The organism is Streptomyces sp. NPDC002868 (genome assembly GCF_055563295.1).
This window is the reverse complement of record NZ_JBVHDR010000016.1, coordinates 1-23,827: the sequence shown is the minus strand read 5'-3', so window position 1 is coordinate 23,827 and position 23,827 is coordinate 1. Positions and strand designations below refer to the sequence as shown.

The 23,827-nt window shown below is 73.4% G+C and carries 2 protein-coding genes; both read left to right on the top strand.

Translation table 11 applies throughout. The features are described from left to right. Positions 1–93 precede the first annotated feature (93 nt). Entirely contained in the window at positions 94–21,963 is a 21,870-nt protein-coding gene (locus tag ACZ3H8_RS33880) for a non-ribosomal peptide synthase/polyketide synthase (RefSeq protein WP_467408269.1), read from the top strand. Between the two features lie 8 nt (positions 21,964–21,971). Next, positions 21,972–23,827, top strand: a 1,856-nt coding sequence (locus ACZ3H8_RS33875) for a condensation domain-containing protein (RefSeq protein WP_467408267.1), incomplete at its 3' end; no start/stop codon positions are given.

The window sequence follows — 23,827 nt, the reverse complement described above, 5'->3', positions numbered from 1 at the left end:
GGTCCGGGTCGTCGTGCGCGCGAACGCCCCGGCCCCGGCGCGCAGCCTCATGCTGCCGTGCCGCAGTTCGTTCCGCTCCGGGATGGGAAGAAAGTGTCCGACCGAAACGCTCTCCGTACCGCCTCTGCCGCTCAGACCGGCGTCTGGGTGGCGCAGCAACTGGCCCCCGACAACCCGTTCTTCAACTGTGGCGTCGTCTTCACCCTCAACGGCTCCGTCGACCACGCGGCGCTGCGCCGTGCCGTGACGCGGGCTGTGGCGGAGACGGATACCCTGCGGACGCGTTTCCATGACACCCCGGACGGCGTGCGCCTCACGATCGAGCCGGAAGGCGAGCCCTCCCTGCTGCTGATCGACCTGTCCGGCGCGCAGGACCCGGCTGCGGCGGCCGAGGAGCGGATGCACGCCGACCTCGCGGCGGCGACCGATCTGACGGCCGAAGCACCTTACACGCACGTGCTGTTCACCCTGGGGCCCCGGCAGAGCCTGCTGTACTTCCGGTACCACCACATCGTCATGGACGGTTTCGGCCAGTTCCTGTACTGCCGCCGCGTCGCCGAGCTGTACACCGCCTTCGAGGCCGGCCAGGAGCCCGCTCCGTCCACCGCCGCACCTCTGGCGCGGCTGCTCGACGAGGACGCCGCCTACCGTGCGTCGGCCGAGCACGCCCAAGACGCCGCATACTGGCTCGCCGAGTACGCCGAACTGCCCGAGGGAACCCCGCTGGCCGGGCGCACCGCCCCCTCTGGCCCCAGCCTGCGCCGCACCGCCGTGCTGGACCAGGAGCGGGTGGGCGCGCTCCTGGACACCGGGCGTGGCAGCGTCGGCGGCTGGTCCGCCACGATGCTCGCCGCCACCGGGGCGTACGCGCACCGGTTCCTCGGCAGCTCCGAGGTCATCGTCAAACTCCCCATGGCCGCCCGCCGTTCGCGGGCGGAGCTGAGCACGCCCGCGATGCTCGCCAACGAACTGCCGGTCCGGCTGTCGGTGGGCGCCACCACGACCTTCGCCGAGCTGCTGCGCCAGGCCGCCGAGAAGATCCGGCAGACGGTCCGGCACCAGCGCTACCGCGGTGACAACCTGCGTGCCGATCTCGGACTGTCCGGTGACGCGGCCGCGCTGACGGGCCCTCAGGTCAATGTCATGACCTTCGAGCAGGAGTTCGCCTTCGGCTCATGCCCGGCCACCTACCGCCAGCTGTCCACCGGTCTGGTCGCCGACCTGGTCGTCAACGTCTACCGCACGCCCGGCAGCGCGGGCAGCCGCGCCGCCGGCATGCGCCTGGAGTTCAGCGGCAACAGCGCCCTGTACGGCGAGGACGACATCGCCCGCCACCAGGAGCGGTTCCTCGCCTTCCTGGAGCAGGCCGCCGCCGAGCCCGACCGGCCCCTCGCCGAGCTCGACCTGCTCACCGCGGCCGAGCGGGAGCGGACGCTCGAGAAGTGGAACGACACCGCGGCCGACCTGCCCCAGGTCACCATGCCCGCCCTTTTCGAGGCGCAGGCGGCGCGCACGCCTCAGGCTCCCGCCGTGCTGCACGACGCGGCTGTGCTCACCTACGCCGAGCTCAACTCCCGGGCCAACCGCCTCGCCCATCTGCTGATCGCCCGCGGCGCGGGCCCCGAGCGGTACATCGGCCTGGTCCTGCCCCGCACCGTGGACCTCGTCGTCGCGGTGCTGGCGGTCTTGAAGTCCGGCGCCGCCTACCTGCCCGTGGATCCGGAGTACCCGGCGGAGCGCATCGCCCACATGCTCGGCGACACCGCCCCGGAGCTGGTCCTGACCACGCGCGACCTCGCGGGCCGGCTGTCGGTCGGCTCCGGCGAGGTGCTGCCGCTCGACGCCCTGGACACGGCCGGGCAGTCGGCTTACGACCCGACCGACGAGGACCGCGCCCGCCCGCTGCTCCCCCGGCACCCTGCCTACGTCATCTACACCTCGGGGTCCACGGGTGTCCCCAAGGGGGTGCTCGGCCTGCACGAAGGCGCGGTCAACCGCCTGCTCTGGTTCGGCCGGGCCTTCCCCTTCGACGCCGAGCGGCCGGTGCTCGCCAAGAGTTCCCTCAGCTTCGTGGACGGCACCACCGAACTGCTCGGCCCACTGATGCACGGCGCGCCCGTGGTGCTGTGCGGCTCCGAGGCTGCCCGCAGCGCAGCCGAGCTGACCGCGCTCATCGACCGGTACGGCGTGTCCCGTACGACGGTGGTGCCCAGCCTGCTCGCCGAGCTCCTCGAGGGCGACGACGCCGGGGCCCTGGCCCCGTGCTCGCTGTGGGTGACGAGCGGCGAGGCGCTGCCCCCGGCGTACGCCCGGCAGTTCGCCGCCGCCCTCCCGCAGTCGCGGCTGCTCAACCTCTATGGGTCCTCCGAGGCCAGCGGCGACAGCCTGTACGCGGAAGTCGCCGACGCGTCCGTGCGCATCGGACGGCCGATCGCCAACACCCGCGTGTACGTGCTCGACGCGGCCCTGCGCCCGGTGCCCGTGGGCGCTCCCGGCGAGCTGTACGTCGCGGGCGCGGGCCTGGCACGGGGCTACCTGGGCCGTGCCGGGCTGACCGCGGAGCGCTTCGTCGCGAGCCCCTTCACGCCGGGCGAGCGGATGTACCGTACCGGCGACCTCGCCCGCTGGATGGCCGACGGGGAGCTCGAGTACCTGGGGCGCGCCGACCACCTGGTGAAGGTGCGCGGCTTCCGCGTGGAGCCGGCTGAGATCGAGGCGGTGCTGGCCGCCCATCCGGCGGTGGAGCGAGCGGTGGTGGTGCAGCGGGAGGACCGGCCCGGCGACAAGCGTCTGGTGGCCTACGTTGTGGGCGAGGTCGAGCCCGCCGACCTGCGCGAGCGGGTCGCCCGTACGCTGCCGGACTATCTGGTCCCGTCGGCCGTGGTGGTCCTGGACGCGCTGCCGCTGAACGCCAACGGCAAGCTGGACCGGCGGGCGCTGCCCGCCCCTCGCTACGAGTCACTGGGCGCGGCACCGCGGACGGCGCGCGAGCGGCAGCTGTGCGCGCTGATGTCCGAGACCCTGGGACTGGAGTCCGTCGGCGCCGACCTGAGCTTCTTCGACCTGGGCGGCGACAGCATCCTCGTGCTCCGGCTGGTCAGCCGCGCCCGCCGGGCCGGACTCGCCTTCACCGCGCAGGACGTCTTCGTTCACCGTACGGCGCAGGGCCTGTCCGCCGTCGCGACGGAGGCGGCGGACGGCGGGGCGTACGTCCTTCCGTCCCCGCTGCCGCCGGCGGAGCTGGAGTCCCTTGAGGTGGCGGAGGGCACTCAGGTGCTGCCGCTGACTCCGCTGCAAGAGGGGCTGCTCTTCCACAGCGTCTTCGACGAGAGCCGGCCAGACCTCTACACCGTGCAGGCCGTCCTGGAACTGGGCGGTGACCTCGACGTCCCCACGCTCAAAGCGGCGGCTGCGGCTCTGCTCGACCGGCACGAGGCTCTGCGCGCGGGCTTCGCGCACGAGGGGCTCAGCGTCGCCGTGCAGACCATAGCGTCCGAGGTCCCGCTCGACTGGCGGGAGTCGGTCGCCGCCGACGGGCCGGAGCTGGAGGAACTGCTGTCCCGAGAGCGGGTTCGACGCTTCGCCCTGGACCGGCCGCCGCTCGTGCGCTTCCTGCTGATCCGCACCGGGCCCGGGCGGCACTGCCTGGCGCTCACCGCGCACCACGCGGTGCTCGACGGCTGGTCGCTGCCCGTCGTCGTGCGGGACCTGCTGGAGTCCTACGCGGGCCGACGGCCCCGGCCCCGGCCGCAGTCGCTGTACCGCTACTTGGGGTGGCTTGCGGGGCGGGACGCCGATGCCGCCCGGCAGGCCTGGACCGCCGCGTTCGAGGGCTTCGAGGAGCCCGCGCTGCTGGCTCCGAGTGAGGCGGGCCGGACGCCGACGGCGCCGCTACGCGTGTTGCGCACGCTGTCGGCGGAGCTCACCTCGCGCCTCGAGGAGCGGGCGCGGGCACTGGGTGTCACGCTCAACTCGCTCACCAGCACGGCCTGGTCGCTGACCCTGTCCCGGCTGATGGGCCGCCAGGACCTGGTCTTCGGCACCACGGTGGCCGGGCGGCCCGCGGAACTGGACGGGGTCGAGGACATGGCCGGCCTGTTCATCAACACGCTGCCCCTGCGGGTCCGGCTCGATCCGGCGGAGTCCGTGGGGGCGCTCGCCGTGCGGCTCCAGCGGGAGCAGACAGCGCTGCTGCAGCACCAGTCCACCGGGCTCGCGGACATCCAGCGCTGGGTGGGCCTCGGCGAACTCTTCGACACCTCGACGGTATTCGAGAACTACCCGCTGGACCGGTCTGCGATCAGCGCGCTCGCCGACGGGGCCGGTCTCACCCTGGATGACGCCCGCGCCTACGAGGGCGCCCACTACGCGCTGAGCCTGGTGGTCCACCCGGGTGCGGAGCTGACGCTGCGCGTCGACCACCAGCCCGACCTCGTCGACGGCCCGGAGGCCGAGCGGGCCCTGGAGAGCCTGGTACGGGCGCTGGAGGCGCTGGCCGCGGACCCGGATGTGCCGGTGGGCCGGGTGAACACACTGGCGGATGCCGAGCGGGAGCAGGTACTCACGCGGTGGAACGCCACGCAGGCGCCGGTGCCCGAGGCGGCGCTGCCGCAGTGGTTCGAGGCGCAGGCGGCCCGGACCCCGGATGCGGTGGCCGTGGTCTTCCAGGGCGTGGAGGTGACGTACGCACGGCTCAACGCACGGGCGAACCGTATGGCCCGGCTGTTGGCCGAGCAGGGGGCGGGGCCCGGCCGGCGGGTCGCGGTGGTGCTGCCGCGCTCGGCGGACCTGGTCTGCGTCCTGCTGGCCGTGGCGAAGTCGGGTGCGGCGTACCTGCCGGTGGACCCGGAGTTCCCGGCGGAGCGCAGGGCGTACATCCTCGCGGACGCGGCTCCCGCGCTGGTGGTCGATGAGGCGTGGCTGTCGGGTGCGGCGGCGGCCGCGGAGCGGTTCGAGGACACGGACCTGACCCCGGTCGCGCTGTCGGCGGCGGCGTACGTGATCTACACCTCGGGCTCGACGGGTCGCCCCAAGGGGGTGGTGGTCGGACACGCGGCCCTGGTGAACTTCCTCGGCTACTTCCGGGAGTGGCTGGGCATGGGGCCGGGCGACCGGCTGCTGGCGGTGACGACCGTCGGCTTCGACATCGCGGCGCTGGAGCTATTCATGCCGCTGCTGTCGGGCGCCACCGTGGTGCTCGCGGACCGGGACACCGTGCGTGATCCCGAGGCGCTGGGAGCGCTGGCGACGGCTGCCGGGGTGTCGGTGATGCAGGCGACGCCGAGCCTGTGGCGTGCGCTGGTGGACGCGGTTCCGGACGCCGACGCGGTGCTGTCCGGTGTGCGGGCGCTGGTGGGAGGCGAGGCGCTGCCGGCCGATCTCGCGGACCGGCTGGCGGGCGCGGCCGGGTCGGTGCTCAACGTGTACGGACCGACCGAGACGACGGTGTGGTCGACGGCGGGCGCGGTGTCGCCCGGCAGTGCCGCGCGGGGTTCGATCGGTCGGCCGATCGCGAACACGCGCGTGTATGTGCTGGACGGCGTACTGCGGCCAACGCCGGTGGGGACGGCCGGTGAGCTGTACATCGCCGGTACCGGCCTGGCCGAGGGGTATTGGGGCCGGGCAGGTCTGACGGCGGAGCGGTTCGTCGCCGACCCGTTCGGCGGACCGGGTGCCCGGATGTACCGGACCGGTGACCTGGTGCGCTGGTCCCGGAACGGGGACCTGGAGTACCTGGGCCGAGTTGACCACCAGGTGAAGGTGCGGGGTTACCGCATCGAGCCCGGGGAGATCGAGGCTGTGCTGCTGCGTCACCCGGAGGTGTCGCAGGCCGTCGTGGTGGTCCGCGAGGACCGGCCGGGCGAGCGGCGGCTGGTGGCGTACACCGTGGGCGCGGCCGCCGGCGCGGAGCTGCGGGAGTTCGGGGCGCGGGAGCTGCCCGATTACATGGTGCCCTCGGTGTTCGTGGGGCTGGACGGGCTGCCGCTGACGCCGAACGGCAAGCTGGACCGTGCCGCTCTGCCCGTTCCCGCGGCCAGGGACGGGGCGTCGTCGGGACGCGGGCCGCGCACGCCCGGAGAGGAGCTGCTCTGCGGGCTGTTCGGGCAGGTCCTGGAGCTGTCCGGGGTCGGCATCGACGACAGCTTCTTCGATCTCGGTGGTGACAGCATCATCGCGGTGCGGCTGGTCGGCCTGGCCCGCAGGGCGGGGTTGCCGATCGCTGTCAAGGACGTGTTCACCCACCGCACCGTGGCCGGGCTGGCCCAGGTGGCGGCCGGTGCCGTCGCCGAGGAGGTGCACCCGCACGTCCTTCGGCCGCCGGTGGACGGCGCGGAACTGGCCCGGGTGAACGAGGCGCTGCCCGGCCCCGGCGCGGTACTGCCGCTGTCGCCGCTGCAGGAAGGCCTGGTCTTCCACAGCGTCTTCGACGAGAGCGCCCCCGAGATCTACACCATCCAGGTGGGCGTGGAGCTCCTCGGGCGGGTCGACGCCGACGCGCTGAAGGCGGCGGCCCGCGCCCTGCTGGGCCGACACGAGGCGCTGCGTTCCGGTTTCCTGGTCGAGGGCCTGAGCCGTGCGGTCCAGTTCACGCTGGACGATGTGCCGTTGGCCTGGACCGAGGCCGAGGTCGCCGACGACACGGCGCTGCGGGAGCTGCTGACGCGTGAGCGCGAGCGGCGGTTCGACCTGGCCGCACCGCCGCTCGTACGGTTCCTGCTCGCCCGTACCGCGCCGGACCGCCAGGTGCTCGCGCTGAGCGTCCACCATGCGGTGCTCGACGGCTGGTCGCTGCCGGTGGTGGTACGGGAGTTGCTGGAGCTGTACCGGGGCGAGGGCTCGCTGCCGCCCGTACGGCCCTTCCGCGACCACCTGGCGTGGCTGGTCGGCCGCGACCGTACGGCCGCCGAACAAGCCTGGCAGCAGGCCCTCGCGGGCCTGGAGGAGCCGACCCGGGTGGCCGCGGCCGCGGCGGGCCGGGCTCCGGAACGGCCGGAGCGGCTGGAGTCGGCGCTGTCGACGGAGGCGACGGCGCGGCTGGGCGACAGCGCACGGGCCCTGGGGGTCACCGTCAGCTCCGTCGTCCAGGCCGCCTGGGGCCTCGTACTCGCCCACTCCCTGGGCCGTGACGACGTCGTCTTCGGGGTCACCGTCTCCGGACGCCCCGCCGAGACCGACGGCATCGAGAACATGGTCGGCCTCTTCATCAACACCATCCCCCTGCGCCTGACCATCAACCCCACCGAAACACTCGGCAACCTGCTGCGACGCCACCAGGACGAACAGACCCGCCTCCTGGACCACCATCACCTCGGCCTCGCCGACATCCAACGCACCTCCGGACTCGGCGAACTCTTCGACACCTCCCTCGTCTTCGAGAACTACCCCCTCGACCCCACCGCGTTCCAGGACGGCGCCACCGCAGCCGCCCTGCGCATCGGCGAGGTGTATCCGCACGATGCGGTGCACTATGCCCTCGGCCTGGTCCTGGTGCCCGGCGACGAGCTCCGCTTCCGGCTGGACTTCCAGCCGGGGCTGATCGACCGCGCGACCGCCGAGGCCTACCTGGCGCGGTTCTCCCGGGTCCTGGAGACGGTCGACTCCGGCGACCGGCTGCTCGTCGGACGCCTGGACGTGCTGGACGCGGCCGAACGGCACCAGGTCCTTCAGACGTGGAACGACACCGCACACCCGGTGCCGCTGAGCACGCTGGCCGCCGCGTTCGAGGCGCAGGCCGCCCGCACGCCGGATGCCACGGCGGTGGTGTCCGAGGAGGGGGACCTCACGTACACCGAGCTGAACGCGCGGGCCAACCGCCTCGCCCGGCTGCTCGTCGAGCACGGCGTCGGCCCGGAGCGCCGCGTCGCGATCGCCCTGCCGCGCTCGCTCGACCTCGTCGTCGCCATCTACGCGGTGGTCAAGGCGGGCGGCGCCTATCTGCCGGTCGACCCGGACTATCCGGCGGATCGCATCGCCTACCTGTTGGAGGATGCCGACCCGCAGCTGCTGGTGACCCGGAGCGGGCCGGCGGAACGGCTGCCGGACACCGGCACCGCCCGTCTCCTGCTGGACGAGGTCGACACGGCGGGATACCCCGGGACCGACCTCACGGACGCGGAGCGGACCACTCCGCTGACGCTCTCGCACCCCGCTTACGTCATCTACACCTCCGGTTCCACCGGGCGCCCCAAGGGCGTGGTGGTGGACCATGCGGCCATCGCCAACCGGCTGCGCTGGATGCAGGGTGAGTACGGGCTCGACAACACGGACCGCGTGCTGCAAAAGACCGTGTTCAGCTTCGACGTCTCGGTGTGGGAGTTCTTCTGGCCGCTGGCCGAGGGCGCGGTTCTGATCGTCGCCCGGCCCGACGGCCACAAGGACGCGGCCTATCTCGCCGAGCTGATCCGCACCCAGCGGGTCACGACCGTCCACTTCGTGCCGTCGATGCTCCAGGCCTTCCTGCAGGAGCCCGGCACGGAGGACTGCACCTCGCTGCGCCGGGTGATCTGCAGCGGTGAGGCACTGCCGGGCGAGCTGGCCCAGCAGTTCCACGGGCGGTTCGGCGCGGAGCTGCACAACCTCTACGGCCCCACCGAGGCCGCGGTCGATGTGACCGCGTGGGCGAGCCGCGCGCAGGACACCGGTGCATCCGTGCCGATCGGGCGGCCTATCTGGAACGTCAAGACCCGGGTCCTGGACAGCGGCCTGCGCCCCGTGCCGGTCGGCACCCCCGGTGAGCTGTACCTGTCCGGCACCGGTCTGGCGCGCGGCTACCTGAACCGGGCCGGGCTGACCTCGGAGCGGTTCGTCGCCGACCCGTACGGTCCCGCGGGTTCCCGGATGTACCGCACCGGGGACGTGGCGCGGTGGCGGGCGGACGGCGTCCTGGAGTACGTCGGGCGCACGGACCACCAGGTGAAGCTCCGCGGCTTCCGTATCGAACTGGGGGAGATCGGAGCCGCGTTGGCGGTCCACCCCGGTGTCGCTTGGGCCGAGGCCGTTGTCCGGGAGGACCGGCCCGGGGACCGCAGACTCGTCGCGTACGTCCTGCCGGCCGACGGCGGCGTCGCGCCCGAGCGGCTGCGGGACCACCTGTCGGCGAGACTCCCCGACTACATGGTGCCGTCGGCCTTCGTGGCCCTCGACGCGCTGCCGCTGACCCCCAACGGAAAGCTGGACCGCAAGGCGCTGCCTGCACCGGAGCAGCCCACTGCCGGGAAGGGCGGCCGGGAACCGCGCACCGAAGCGGAGCGGACCCTGAGCCGGCTCTTCGGTGAGGTACTCGGGGTCGCGGACATTGGCGTCGACGACGGGTTCTTCGACCTCGGCGGCGACAGCATCATGTCGATCCAACTGGTCGGCAGGGCCCGGCGCGAGGGTCTGGTCCTCACGGCGCGTGACGTCTTCGAGCAGCGTACGGTCGCGGCTCTCGCCACGGTCGCCGAGCGGGCGGCAGAGGCCGGCGCGGACCAGCAGGACATCGCCGTCGGCCCGGTCCCGCTCACTCCCATCGCGCACTGGCTGGCCGAACGGGGCGGCCCCATGGACGGGTTCGCCCAGTCGGTGGCGGTGCGCGTGCCCGCCGGAACCAGCCACGCCGGCCTGCTGGCGGCCGTGCGGACCGTGCTGGACCGCCATGACGCGCTGCGCATGCGGCTGACCGGGGACACCGCCTGGTCGCTGGAGATCTGCGAGCCGGGATCGGTTCGCGAAGAGGCGTGCGTGCAGCGGGTGGACGCCGCGGGTGCCGCGGGCGCCGAGCTGGACGAGCTGATGGCCCGGCACGCCGCAGCCGCGCGAGCCCGGCTCGCACCGCGCGCCGGCACGATGCTGCAGCTGGTGTGGTTCGACCGGGGACCGGCCGAGTCCGGACGACTGGTGCTGGTAGCCCACCACCTCGTCGTGGACGGGGTGTCGTGGCGGATCCTGCTGCCCGATCTCGCGGCGGCGTGTGCGGCGGCCACGGCCGCCGAGGCACCCCAGGCCGCTCCGGCCACCCGTTCGTTCCGCTCGTGGGCGCGCGGGCTGCAGAGGTCCGGGGCCGAGGGCTCGTACCGGGTTCAACTCCCCTACTGGCGTGGGGTGGTCACGGGAGACGGCCACCAGGAGTCCGCCGCCGCCCGGCTGGACCCGGCGCGGGACACGTACGGTACCGCGGCCTCGCTGACGCTGCGCCTGCCCGCCGAGGTGACCGCGGAGGTCCTGACGTCCGTCGGATCCCGTTACCAGGCGGGAGTCAACGACGTGCTGCTGGCCGCGTTCGCGCTGGCGGCCACGGACTGGCACCGCACGGACGGCACCTCCGTCCTGGTGGACGTCGAGGGGCACGGCCGCGACGACCTGCCGAGCGCCGGTACCGGTGCGTCCGGTACCGATGTGGCTGGCACCGTGGGCTGGTTCACCAGCCTGTACCCGGTACGGCTGGACACCGGCGCCCTCGACGGGCCCGGGCGGGCCGGGGTGTGCGCGGGCGGACGGGAGGCCGGCCTGCTGCTCAAGCAGGTCAAGGAGCAGCTGCGGGCGGTGCCGGACCACGGCATCGGCTACGGGGTGCTGCGGTATCTGGACCCGGCCGCCTCGGCCGAGCTGCTGGCGCTGCCCCGGCCCGCGCTGGGCTTCAACTACCTGGGCCGGGTGGTCCAGGGCGAGGACGCCGACTGGGCCGTTGTCCCGGGCAGCCAGGGCATCGGCGGCTCCGCCGACGCGGGCACGCCGCTCGCGCACGCCGTGGAGCTGAACGCCCTCGCCGTCGAGGGTGCGCAGGGCCCGGAGCTCGTCGCCAACTGGACGTGGGCGAGCCGGCTCTTCTCGGAGGAGGACGTGCGCACGCTGGCGGAGGAGTGGTTCACCGTGCTGCGCGGTCTGGCCGCGCACGGCCGCCGCGCCGACGCGGGCGGTCTGACCCCGTCGGATGTCCTGCCGGCGCGGTTGAGCCAGCCAGAGATCGACGCCCTGGAGCGGCTGCTGCCGGGTCTGGAGGACGTGCTGCCGCTGTCGCCGCTCCAGGAGGGCCTGCTCTTCCACCACGAGACCGGTTCCGGCGACATCTACACCACGCAACTCGCCCTGGACATCGAGGGTCCGGTGGACTCCCGTGCCCTCGCGGCGGCCGCGGCTGCCCTACTGGCCCGGCACGCCAACCTGCGGACCGCGTTCGTCCACGAGGGACTGGGCCGTCAGGTCCAGGCCGTCCTGCGCGATGTATCGCTCGCCTGGCACGAGGCGGACCTGCGGTCCGTGCCGGAGGCCGAGCGCGAGCAGGAGGCGCTGCGGGTCCTGGAGACCGAACGCACCCGCCCGTTCGACCCGGCGCGCCCGCCGCTCGTACGGTTCGCCCTGCTGCGGGCAGACACCGAGCGGTACCGCTTCGCGATCACCTCGCACCATGTGCTGTGGGACGGCTGGTCGCTGCCGGTGGTGGTACGGGAGTTGCTGGAGGTGTACCGGGGCGAGGGCTCGCTGCCGCCCGTACGGCCCTTCCGCGACCACCTGGCGTGGCTGGCCGGCCGCGACCGTACGGCCGCCGAACAAGCCTGGCAGCAGGCCCTCGCGGGCCTGGAGGAGCCGACGCGGATGGCGGTGGCGGCCACCGGGCGCACGCCGCTCCTGCCGGACACCCTCGACTTCGGGCTCTCCGCGGAGGCGACGGCGCGGCTGGGCGACAGCGCACGGGCCCTGGGGGTCACCGTCAGCTCCGTCGTCCAGGCCGCCTGGGGCCTCGTACTCGCCCACTCCCTGGGCCGTGACGACGTCGTCTTCGGGGTCACCGTCTCCGGACGCCCCGCCGAGACCGACGGCATCGAGAACATGGTCGGCCTCTTCATCAACACCATCCCCCTACGCCTGACCATCAACCCCACCGAAACACTCGGCAACCTGCTGCGACGCCACCAGGACGAACAGACCCGCCTCCTGGACCACCATCACCTCGGCCTCGCCGACATCCAACGCACCACCGGCCTCGGCGAACTCTTCGACACCTCCCTCGTCTTCGAGAACTACCCCCTCGACCCGACCGCGTTCGGCGCGTTGACCGACGGCACCGGCATCCGCCTGACGGCGGCCCGGACGCACGACGCGGTGCACTACACCTACGGCCTGGTGGCCGTGCCGGGTGAAGAGCTGCGGTTCCGGCTGGACTTCCAGCCGGACCTGGTCGGCCATGCCGACGCGGCGGGTGTCGCGAACCGGCTGTTGCGCGCCCTGGAGGCGCTCGTCGAGCGGCCCGGGCTGCCCGCCGGACGCCTCGGACTGCTGGACGCGGCCGAGCAGCGGCTGCTGCTGGACACGTGGGGGACGCGGACCCGCGAGGTCGCCCCGGGCACGCTGCCCGAGCTCTTCCAGGCGCAGGTTGCCCGAACCCCGGACGCCACGGCCGTGGTGTCCGAGGAGGGGGACCTCACGTACACCGAGCTGAACGCGCGGGCCAACCGGCTCGCCCGGCTGCTCGTCGAGCACGGAGCGGGCCCGGAGCGCCGCGTCGCGGTGTCCCTGCCGCGCTCGCCCGAGCTCGTGGCCACGCTGCTCGCCGTCATGAAGTCGGGGGCGGCGTATGTCCCGGTGGACCCGGACTACCCGGCCGAGCGCATCGCCCACATCCTGCGGGACGTCGATCCGGCGCTGGTAGTCGACGCGGCCTGGCTCGCCGGTGCGGAAGCCGACATCGCGCGCCACTACGCGGGCGATCTGCCGCCGTTCGACACGGCCCACCCTGCCTATGTGATCTACACGTCGGGTTCGACCGGCGTGCCGAAGGGCGTCGCCGTCAGCCACACGGGCATCGCGAGCCTGGTGGCCGGACAGTCGGTGGTGTTCGCGGTGGAGCCGCACAGCAGGGTGCTGTGGTTCGCGTCGCCGAGTTTCGACGCGGCTGTCTCCGAGCTGGGCATGGCCCTGCTGACGGGCGCCGCCCTGGTCGTCGCCCCTGCCGAGCAGTTGGCGCCGGGCCCGGCCCTGGAGGAGCTGGTGGCGCAGCGGCGGGTCACGCATGTGACGCTGCCCCCGTCGGCGCTGGCCGTGCTAGCGGACGGGGCGCTGGAGAGTGTGACGACACTCGTGGTGGCGGGCGAGGCGTCCGCGCCCGATCTGGTGGCGCGGTGGTCGGACGGGCGCCGGATGATCAACGCGTACGGGCCCACCGAGACGACGGTGTGCGCAAGCATGAGCGGGCTACTGTCCGGGGAGAGGGTGCCGCCGATCGGCGTCCCCATCGTCAACAGCAGGCTGTTCGTGCTGGACGGCTTTCTGCGGCCGGTGCCGGCGGGTACTCCCGGCGAGCTGTACGTCGCGGGGCCCGGGCTGGCCCGTGGCTACCTGGGCCGGGCCGGGATGACCGCAGAGCGCTTCGTCGCCTGCCCCTTCGTACCGGGCCTGCGGATGTACCGCACCGGTGACCTGGTGCAGTGGACCGCCGACGGGGAACTGGAGTACCTGGGCCGGTCCGACGACCAGGTGAAGGTCCGCGGTTTCCGGATCGAGCCCGGCGAGGTGGCCGCGGTGCTGGCGGCGCACCCCTCGGTGGCCCGCGCCGCCGTCGTGGTGCGTGAGGACCAGCCTGGCGACAAGCGGCTCGTCGGCTACGTCGTGCCCGGGCCCGGCGGCGCCGCCGACCCGGAGGAGCTTCGTCGGCACGCTGCCGCGCGGCTGGCGGAGTACATGGTTCCGTCCGCGTTCCTGTCCGTGGAGACGCTGCCGCTGACACCGAACGGCAAGCTCGACCGCAAGGCGCTGCCCGCCCCGGAGTACGGGACGCGCGGACAGTACCGGGCGCCGCGGTCGCCGCGCGAGGAGATCCTGTGCGGCCTGTTCGCCGAGGTGCTGAACGTGGACCGGGTGGGCATCGACGACGACTTCTTCGACCTCGGCGGCCACTCCCTGCTGGCCACCCGGCTCGCCAACCGCATCCGCGCCACCCTCGGCACCGAACTCTCCATCCGGCAGCTGTTCGAGACGCCCACCCCGGCCGCGCTCGCGGCCAGGGACGGCGAGGCGACGGACCGAGACCGCGTCACGGCGGGTGAGCGGCCAGCACGGCTGCCGCTGTCCTTCGCGCAGCAACGCCTGTGGTTCCTCAACCAGTTGGCGCAGGCACCGGCGACGTACAACATCCCCGCGGTGTTGCGGCTCACAGGTGAGCTGGACCGGGATGCGCTGGAGAGCGCCCTCGGCGACGTCGTCGCGCGGCACGAGTCGCTGCGTACGCTCTTCGCCGAGGACGCCGAGGGCCCGCACCAGCGGGTGCTCGCCCCCGATGCGGCCCGACCGCGCCTGGAGACTGTGCCGACGGACGAGCGGGAGCTCGACGGGCTGCTGCGCAGGGCGTTCGGCCTCGGCTTCGATCTGGCCGCCGAACCGCCGCTGCGCGCACGGCTGTTCTCGCTCGCGCCGGACGATCACGTGCTGCTGCTGGTGATGCACCACATCGCGGGCGACGGCTGGTCCGTGGGTCCCCTGGCGCGTGACCTGACGTCCGCCTATGCGGCGCGCAGCGCGGGGCGCGAGTGGGCCGGGGCTGCTCTTCCCGTGCAGTACGCGGACTACGCCCTGTGGCAACGTCGGGTGCTGGGCTCCGAGGACGATCCGGACAGCCTCGTCTCGCGCCAGCTCGCGTTCTGGTCCGAGCGACTGGCCGGGCTCCAGGAGGAGCTTGACCTGCCGGTGGACCACCGGCGGCCCGCGGTCTCCACGTCCGCGGGCGGCTCGGTGGAGTTCGAGGTGCCGGCGGCCCTGCACGAGCGGCTGACGGCCGCCGCACGGGAGTTCCAGGCCAGCCCGTTCATGGTGGTGCAGGCGGCCCTGGCGACGCTGCTGTCCCGGATCGGGGCGGGTACGGACGTACCCATCGGCACCCCGATCGCCGGCCGCACGGACGACGCCGTCGAGGACCTCGTCGGGTTCTTCGTCAACACGCTGGTGCTGCGCACCGACCTGTCCGGCGATCCGACCTTCCGCGAACTCGTCGCCCGGGTACGGGAGTTCGACCTGGCCGCATACGCGCACCAGGACGTGCCCTTCGAGCGCCTGGTCGAGATCCTCAACCCGGCCCGCTCAACCGCCCGCCACCCCCTCTTCCAGACGGTCCTGAGCTGGAACGACACCGTGGGTCAGGCGCTCGACTCGCTGGGCTCGCTGCCGGGGCTCACCGTCCGGGCGCAGCCGCTGGACGCCGGCGTCGCGAAGTTCGACCTCGCGGTGGCCTTCGAGGAGCGGCGTACCGCGGCCGGCGCGCCGGCCGGCCTCCAGGGCACCCTGACGTACAGCACGGACCTGTACACCGGCCGCACCGCGCGCTCGCTCGCCGAACGCCTGCTGCGGGTGCTCGACGCGGTACTCACCGACCCGGACCGGCCCATCGCCCGGGTGGAGGTCACCGACGCGGCCGAGCGGGAGCGGCTGCTGGCCGCGGCAGGGCAGGGTGCCGTCGAGACGCCCACGGCGACACTGGCCGAGCTGTTCGAGCGTCAGGCGGCGCGGACACCGGATGCGGTGGCCGTCTCGTTCGGCGCACGGTCCCTGTCGTACGCGGAGCTGAACGCGCGGGCGAACCGGCTGGCCCGGCTGCTCGTCGCCCAGGGCGCAGGCCCGGAGCGGTTCGTCGCGGTGGCCATGCCCAGCTCCGCGGAGCTGGTCGTCGCACTGTTGGCCGTGGTGAAGTCGGGGGCGGCCTACGTGCCCGTCGATCCCGGTTATCCGGCGGACCGCATCGCGTACGTCCTTGCGGACGCGGCGCCCCAGCTCGTGGTCACCCGTACCGACGTCGCCGACCGGCTGCCGCGGAACCCGGACCGGCGCACGCTCAGGCTGGACGCGCAGGAGACCGTACGGGAGCTGGCCGCCTATGCGGACACCGACCTCGCGCCGGCCGAGCGCGGCACCCCGCGGCCGGCTCATCCGGCGTACGTGATCTACACCTCGGGCTCCACGGGCCGGCCCAAGGGTGTCGTGGTACCGCACGCGAACGTGGTGCGGCTGTTCACTGCGACCGAGGAGATGTACGGCTTCGGCCCGGACGACGTGTGGACGCTCTTCCACTCCAGCGCGTTCGACTTCTCCGTGTGGGAGCTGTGGGGGGCGCTGCTGTACGGCGGGCGGCTGGTCGTGGTGCCGTTCGAGACCAGCCGCGCACCTGTGGAATTCCTGCGCCTGCTCGTGCGGGAGCGCGTAACGGTGCTCAACCAGACACCGTCCGCCTTCTACCAGTTGATGCAGGCCGACCAGGACCACCCGGAGCTCGGCGACCGGCTGGGCCTGCGCTGGATCGTCTTCGGCGGCGAGGCCCTGGACCTCGGGCGGCTCGGCGAGTGGGGACGACGGCACGGGGACACCGAGCCCGTCCTGGTCAACATGTACGGCATCACCGAGACCACTGTCCATGTCAGCGCCCGGGCCCTGGACCGGTCGCTGTGGACCGGCCACGCCCCCAGCCTCATCGGCGCCGGCATCGCCGACCTGCGGGTCTACGTCCTCGACGGTGCGCTTCGGCCGGCTCCGGCCGGGGTCACCGGTGAGCTGTACGTCGCGGGGGCGGGGCTGGCGCGCGGCTACCTGAACCGTCCGGGGCTGACCGCGCAGCGGTTCGTCGCCTCCCCGTTCGCCGGGGTGGGCGAGCGCATGTACCGCACCGGCGACCTCGCGCGGTGGACGGCCGACGGGGATCTGGAGTACCTGGGCCGCGCCGACGACCAGGTCAAGATCCGTGGCTTCCGGATCGAGCTCGGCGAGATCGAGGCCGTGCTGCTGAGCCACCCGCAGGTCGCCCAGGGTGCGGTGGTAGTACGCGAGGACAAGCCCGGCGACAAGCGGCTCGTCGCGTACACCGTGCCCGCGCCTGCCGCCGCGCCCGGTGAGAATCCGCCGGACATCGCCTCGGTGCGCGCCCTGCTGTCGGCGGAACTGCCGGAGTACATGGTGCCGTCGGCCGTGGTGCTGCTGCCGGAGCTGCCGCTGACACCGAACGGCAAGCTCGACCGCAAGGCGCTGCCCGCCCCGGAGTACGGGACGCGCGGACAGTACCGGGCGCCGCGGTCGCCGCGCGAGGAGATCCTGTGCGGCCTGTTCGCCGAGGTGCTGAACGTGGACCGGGTGGGCATCGACGACGACTTCTTCGACCTCGGCGGCCACTCCCTGCTGGCCACCCGGCTCGCCAACCGCATCCGCGCCACCCTCGGCACCGAACTCTCCATCCGCGACCTCTTCGAGTCGGCGACGGTCGTCGCCCTCGGGCAGGCACTGGAGGCGGGCGCGAAGGCCGGCGGGGCACGGCGGCCCCTCGTACGCCAGGAGCGTCAGGACGAGCGGATTCCGCTGTCCTTCGCCCAGCGGCGACTGTGGTTCCTGCACCGCTTCGAGGGCCCGAGCGCCACCTACAACATTCCGCTGGCGCTGCGGCTGACCGGTGAGCTCGACCGGGACGCGATGGAGGTGGCGCTGGCCGACCTGGTGGCGCGGCACGAGTCGCTGCGCACGGTCTTCGCCGAGGACGGCGACGGCCCGTACCAGATGGTGCTGGACCGGGCTCGGCCCCGGCTGCACACCGTGGCGAGCGAGGCGGAGCTACGGGAAGCGGCCCGCTACACGTTCGACCTGAGCGCCGAGACTCCGGTGCGCGCCGTGCTGTGGGAGCAGGCGCCGGGCGGGAACGTGCTGCTGCTGGTGGTCCACCACATCGCGGGCGACGGCCGCTCAACCGGCCCGCTCGCGCGGGACCTGACCGCCGCGTACGCGGCGCGCGTGGCGGGCGGTGCCCCGCAGTGGGCGGAACTGCCCGTCCAGTACGCCGACTACACGCTGTGGCAGCAGGGCGTGCTCGGCTCCGAGGACGACCCGGACAGTCTGGTCTCCCGGCAGCTCGCCTTCTGGCGGGAGGGCCTGGAGGGCCTTCCGGAGGAGCTGGACCTGCCGGCGGACCGGCCGCGGCCCGCGGTCGCGACGTACGCGGGCGGCTCGGTGGAGTTTGAGGTGCCGGCTGCGCTGCACGAGCGGCTGACCGACGCTGCGCGCGAGTTCGAGGCCAGCCCGTTCATGGTGGTGCAGGCCGCCCTTGCGACCGTGCTGTGCCGGCTCGGGGCGGGCACGGACGTACCGATCGGCGCGCCGATCGCCGGCCGTACCGACGAAGCGGTCGAGGACCTGATCGGCTTCTTCGTCAACACGCTCGTGCTGCGCACCGACCTGTCGGGTGATCCGAGCTTCCGCCAACTCGTCGCCCGCGTGCGGGAGTTCGATCTGGCTGCGTACGCTCACCAGGACGTGCCGCTCGAGCGGCTCGTGGACGCGCTGGACGTGACGCGCTCGACTTCGCGGCACCCGCTTTTCCAGACCGTGCTCACCCTGGACGACACGGCGGAGCAGGAGGCTCTCGCGTGCGCCGCCGAGCTGCCCGGACTGAGCGTGGCGAGCCACGAACTGGGCACGGACGTGGCCAAGTTCGACCTGTCCGTCGCCTTCACCCGGACCCGGCCGGACGGCCCCGGCCTCACCGGCCGGATCGACTACGCGACCGACCTGTACGACCGCGCCACCGCCGAGTCGCTCGCCGAACGCCTGGTCCGCGTCCTGGAGGCGGCCCTCGCCGACCCGGACCGGCCCGTCACCCGGATCGACGTGCTCGGCGACACCGAGCGCCGCACACTGCTGGAGGTCCGCAACGACACGGCGCGGCCCACGGCCGACGGCACGCTCCTCGGTCTCTTCGAGGGCCGCGCCGCGGCCACCCCGGACAAGCCGGCGGTCGTCGCGGACGGAGAGACCCTCACCTACGCCGAGTTGTCGGCTCGGGCCCACCGGCTCGCGCACCGGCTACGCCGGTCCGGCGTGGGCGCCGAGTCCCGGGTCGCGCTCCTCATGGAGCGATCACTCGACCTGGTCGTCTCCGTGCTCGCCGTGCTCAAGGCAGGCGGCGCCTACGTGCCGCTGAGCGCCACCTACCCGGACGACCGGCTGCGCTGGATTGTCGAGGAGAGCGATGCACCCCTGCTGATCGCCGACCGCGCCCTGCGGGAGCGGGCCCTGGCCGTGGCCGGGGGGCGCGAGGTACTCGTGGTGGACGATCCGGACACACGCCGGGCGCTGGCCGACGAGGCGAGCACGCCTCCCGGCAGCACCCCGCTGCCGTCCACGCTGGCCTGCGTGATGTTCACCTCGGGCTCCACCGGCGACCCCAAGGGCGTCGCCGCCACCCACGGGAACATTGCCGACCTCGCGTACGACCGCTGGTGGGAGTCGGGCTGCGCGGAGCGCGTGCTGCTGCACTCCCCGCACGCCTGGGACGCGCTCACCCTGGAGCTGTGGGTGGCGCTCCTCGGCGGCGGCACCGTCGTCGTAGCCCCTGCGGGCGACCTCGGCGTGGAGTCCCTGGCCGCGCTGATCACCGGACACGGCATCACCGGACTGTGGATCACGGCGGGCCTGTTCGCGGTCATGGCCGAAGAGCAGCCCGAGGCCTTCGATGGCGTACGGCAGGTATGGACCGGCGGTGACGTGGTGTCGCCGGGCGCGGTACGCCGCGTCCTGGCCCGCTGCCCGCGGATTGAGATCGTCAACGGCTACGGCCCCAGCGAGACCACGGTCTTCGCCACCCGGAACCCCGTCGGCGCGCAGGACGCCGGGCTGCTGTCCAGCATCGTGCCCATCGGGGGGCCGCTCGACAACATGCGGCTGTATGTCCTCGACCCGGCTCTGCACCCGGTGCCGGACGGGGTCGCCGGCGAGCTGTACGTAGCGGGTGCCGGCCTGGCTCGCGGCTACTGGGCCCGGCCCGGGCTCTCCGCCGAGCGGTTCGTCGCCGACCCGTTCGGCGCGCCCGGCACCCGCATGTACCGCACCGGCGACCTGGTGCGGTGGAACGCCGACGCCCGGCTGGAATTCGTGGGCCGCGCCGACGACCAGGTCAAGGTGCGTGGCTTCCGCATCGAGCTCGCGGAGATCGAGGCGGCGCTCGCGGGCCTGCCCGGCGTCCTCGCCAACGCGGTGCTCGTACGCGAGGACCAGCCGGGCGACAAGCGGCTCACCGGGTACGTCGTCCCGGCGGACGGTCCGCTCGACCTGGACCGGCTCCGTACCGCCCTGGCCGAGCTGCTGCCGGACTACATGGTGCCCGCGGCGCTCGTCGAGCTCGCCGAACTGCCCCTGACCACCAACGGAAAGCTCGACCGCAAGGCACTCCCGGCGCCGGTCTACCGCACGGCGGCGGCCGGACGGCTGCCGTCCGGCCCGGTCGAGGAGAAGTTGTGCGCGCTCTTCGCCGATGTCCTGGGCACCGGCGTGGTCGGCGTGGACGACAGCTTCTTCGACCTCGGCGGCGACAGCATCGTGTCCATCCAGCTCGTCAGCCGGGCCCGCAAGGCGGGGCTCGTGCTGAGCCCCCGGGACGTCTTCGACCACCGGACCGTGGCCGCCCTGGCCGCCGTGGTGTCCGGCCGGACCCCCGAGGAGGCGGGCGAGCGGGCGGCGGTGGGGGCGATCGGTCCGGTCCCGGCTACGCCGATCATGGGGTGGCTGGCCGAACGGGGCGGATCCGTGGACCTGTTCAACCAGTCTGTCGTGCTCCAGGTGCCAGCGGGCATGGCCCACGCCGACCTGCTGGCCGCGGTGCAGGCCGTACTCGACCGGCACGACGCCCTGCGGATGCGCGGCGTGCGCGAGGCCTCCGGGGAGCTCGCGCTGGAGATCCCGGAGTCCGGTGCCGTCGACGCGCGGGCCTGCCTGAGCCGCGTCGACGCACTCGGCGCCGACCCCGACACCGTGCAACGCCTGACCGCCGAGCACGCCCAGGCGGCGCTGGGCCGGGTGTCGGTGGCCGACGGCGTCATGTTCCAGGCCGTGTGGCTGGACCGCGGGCCGGAGAAATCGGGGCGTCTCCTGCTGTTCGCCGACCACCTCGTGGTGGACGGCGTCTCGTGGCGCATCCTCGTGGCCGACCTGGCCGAGGCCTGGCAGTCGGCCGCGGCCGGCACGACGCCGGAGCTCGGCCCCGCCGGGACCTCCTTCCGGGAATGGGCCACGGGCCTGCGGGCCGCCGCGCTCGACCCGATGCGCGTGGAGGAGCTCGCCCACTGGGCGGCCACCCTGCGGCACGGCGTCGAACCCCGTATCGGCAGCGGCCCGCTCGACCCGGCCCTGGACACCCACCGGTCGTCGGGCACCCTGACCGTCCGGCTCCCCGCGGAGGTCACCGAGACGGTGCTCACCCAGGTCGGGGCGGCCTTCGGCACGGGTGTCGCCGACGGACTGCTGGCCGCGTTCGCCATGGCGGTGGGGGCTTGGCGCGACAGCGCCGACACCTCGGTCCTGGTGGACATCGAGGGACACGGGCGGGAGGAGCAGCTCGTTCCCGGCTCGGACCTGTCGCGTACGGTCGGCTGGTTCACCAGCCTCTACCCGGTCCGCCTGGACGCGGGCACCGGCGGCCGGGCCGCGCGCGCGGACGCCCTGGCGGGCGGCGCCACCGCCGGGCGCGTGCTGAAGACCGTCAAGGAACAGCTGCGGGCCGTCCCCGACCACGGGGTCGGCTTCGGGCTGCTGCGCCACCTCAACCCCAGGACGAAGGGCGTGCTCGGCGCACTGGCCCGGCCCCAGCTCGGCTTCAACTACCTGGGCCGGGTCACGGCACAGGAGGCCGCCGACTGGTCGCCCATGCCCGACACCGGTGCGCTCGTCCCGGGCGACGATCCGGACGCCCCGCTGACCCATGTGCTGGAACTCAACGCGCTGACCCAGGACGGGACCGGCGGCCCCGAGCTCGTCGCCACCTGGACCTGGGCGGCCCGGCTGCTGCCCGAAGCCACGGTGCGCGAACTGGCCGACCACTGGTTCGCTGCCCTGCGGGGCCTGGCCGAGCACGCCCAGCGGCCCGACGCGGGGGGTCTCACCCCGTCCGACGTGGCCCTGCTCTCCATCAGCCAGAACGAGATCGACGAACTCGAAGACGACTTCTTCGCAGATTTCGCGGATTTGGAAGACGAGTGAGGAAAGACGTGAGCAACAAGAAGTCCCGCCCGATCGAGGACATCCTCCCCCTGTCACCGCTCCAGGAAGGTCTCGTCTTCCACAGCGTCTTCGACGACCAGGGTGCAGACATCTACACCGTGCAGCTCGTCTTCGACCTCGCTGGTGTGCTCGACCCGGTGCGGCTGCGCTCCGCCGCGGACGCACTCATCCGCCGCCACAGCAACCTGCGGGCCGCGTTCCGCCAGCGCAAGTCCGGTGAGTGGGCGCAGGTAATGCTCCGCGAGGCCCCTGCGGCGTGGCACGAGCACGACCTGGCGGGGCTGCCCGACGCGGAGCGCGACGCGACGGCCGAGCGGCTGGTCGAGGAGGACCGCGTACGCCGCTTCGACGTGGGCCGGCCGCCCCTGCTCCGCTTCACTCTGCTGCGACTGGCTGCCGACCGCCACCAGCTGGCGGTCGCGGTGCACCACGCCGTCCTCGACGGCTGGTCGCTGCCGGTCGTGCTGCGTGAGCTGATGGCCTTGTACGTGGCGGACGGCGACGCGTCGGCGCTGCCGCGCGTTCGCCCGTACCGCGACTACCTCGCCTGGCTCGCGGGGCGCGACCAGGACGCCGCGCGTGCGGCCTGGGCCGAGGTGTTCGAGGACTTCGACGGGCCGTCCCTGGTGGCGCCGGCCGTCCAGGGGCGCAACCCGCTGCTGCCGTCGAAGGTCGTCTTCGGGCTGCCCGCCGACACCACACAGCGCCTGAGCCAGCGGGCGCGCGAGCTGGGCGTCACGCTCAACTCGGTGGTCCAGGGCGCCTGGGGGCTCGTCCTGGCGCGGCTGCTGGGCCGGGACGACGTGGTCTTCGGTGTGACCGTCTCGGGCCGTCCCGCCGACCTGCCCGGCGTCGAGGACATGGTGGGCCTGTTCATCAACACGCTGCCGCTCCGGCTGCGGCTCAACCCGGCGGAGCCGCTCGGACGGCTGCTCGTACGGCTGCAGCGCGAGCAGTCCGCGCTGCTTGAGCACCAGCACACCGGGCTCGCCGAGATCCAGCGGGCCGTCGGCAAGGGTGAACTCTTCGACACCTCGATGGTCTTCGAGAACTACCCGCTGGACAGCGCCGGTCTGGACCGCTCCGCCGACCTCGGCGGCATCCGGCTGGAGGGCGCCCGCAGCCGCTCCGCAATGCACTACACGTACGGTCTCGTGGCCCACCCCGGGGCCGAGCTCTCGTTCCGCCTGGACTTCCAGCCCGACCTCGTGGAACGGGTGGCCGCGGAGGAGGTGGCGGGTCGGCTGGTGCGGGTGCTGGAGGTGGTCGCGGCCGATCCTGAGTGCCGGGTCGGCGAGGTGGACGTCCTGTCGGACGCCGAGCGGGAACTGGTACTCGGTGAGTGGATCGACACGGCCCGCGAGGTCACGGTCGAGGCCTTGCCGCAGCTGTTCGAGGCGCAGGCAGCGCGGACGCCGGACGCCCTGGCCGTGGGTGAGCTGACGTACGCTCAGGTGAATGCGCGGGCGAACCGGCTGGCACGGCTGCTGGCGGCGGAAGGCGCCGGCCCGGAGACCCGGGTCGCGGTACTGCTGCCGCGCAGTACCGAGCTGGCGTGCGTCCTGCTCGCGGTGGTGAAGGCGGGCGCAGCCTATGTGCCCGTGGACCCGGCCTACCCGGCCGAGCGCATCGCGTACATCCTCGACGACGCCGCGCCCTCCCTCGTCATTGACGAGACATGGCTGGCGGAGAATGCCGCACGCGCCGAGAGCCTCGAGGCCGGCAGTCTGCCCACCGTCTCTCCGTCGTGGCCCGCGTATGTGATCTACACGTCGGGTTCCACCGGCCGCCCCAAGGGTGTGGTCGTCGAGCACCGCTCGGTGGGCGCCTACCTGACCCGAGC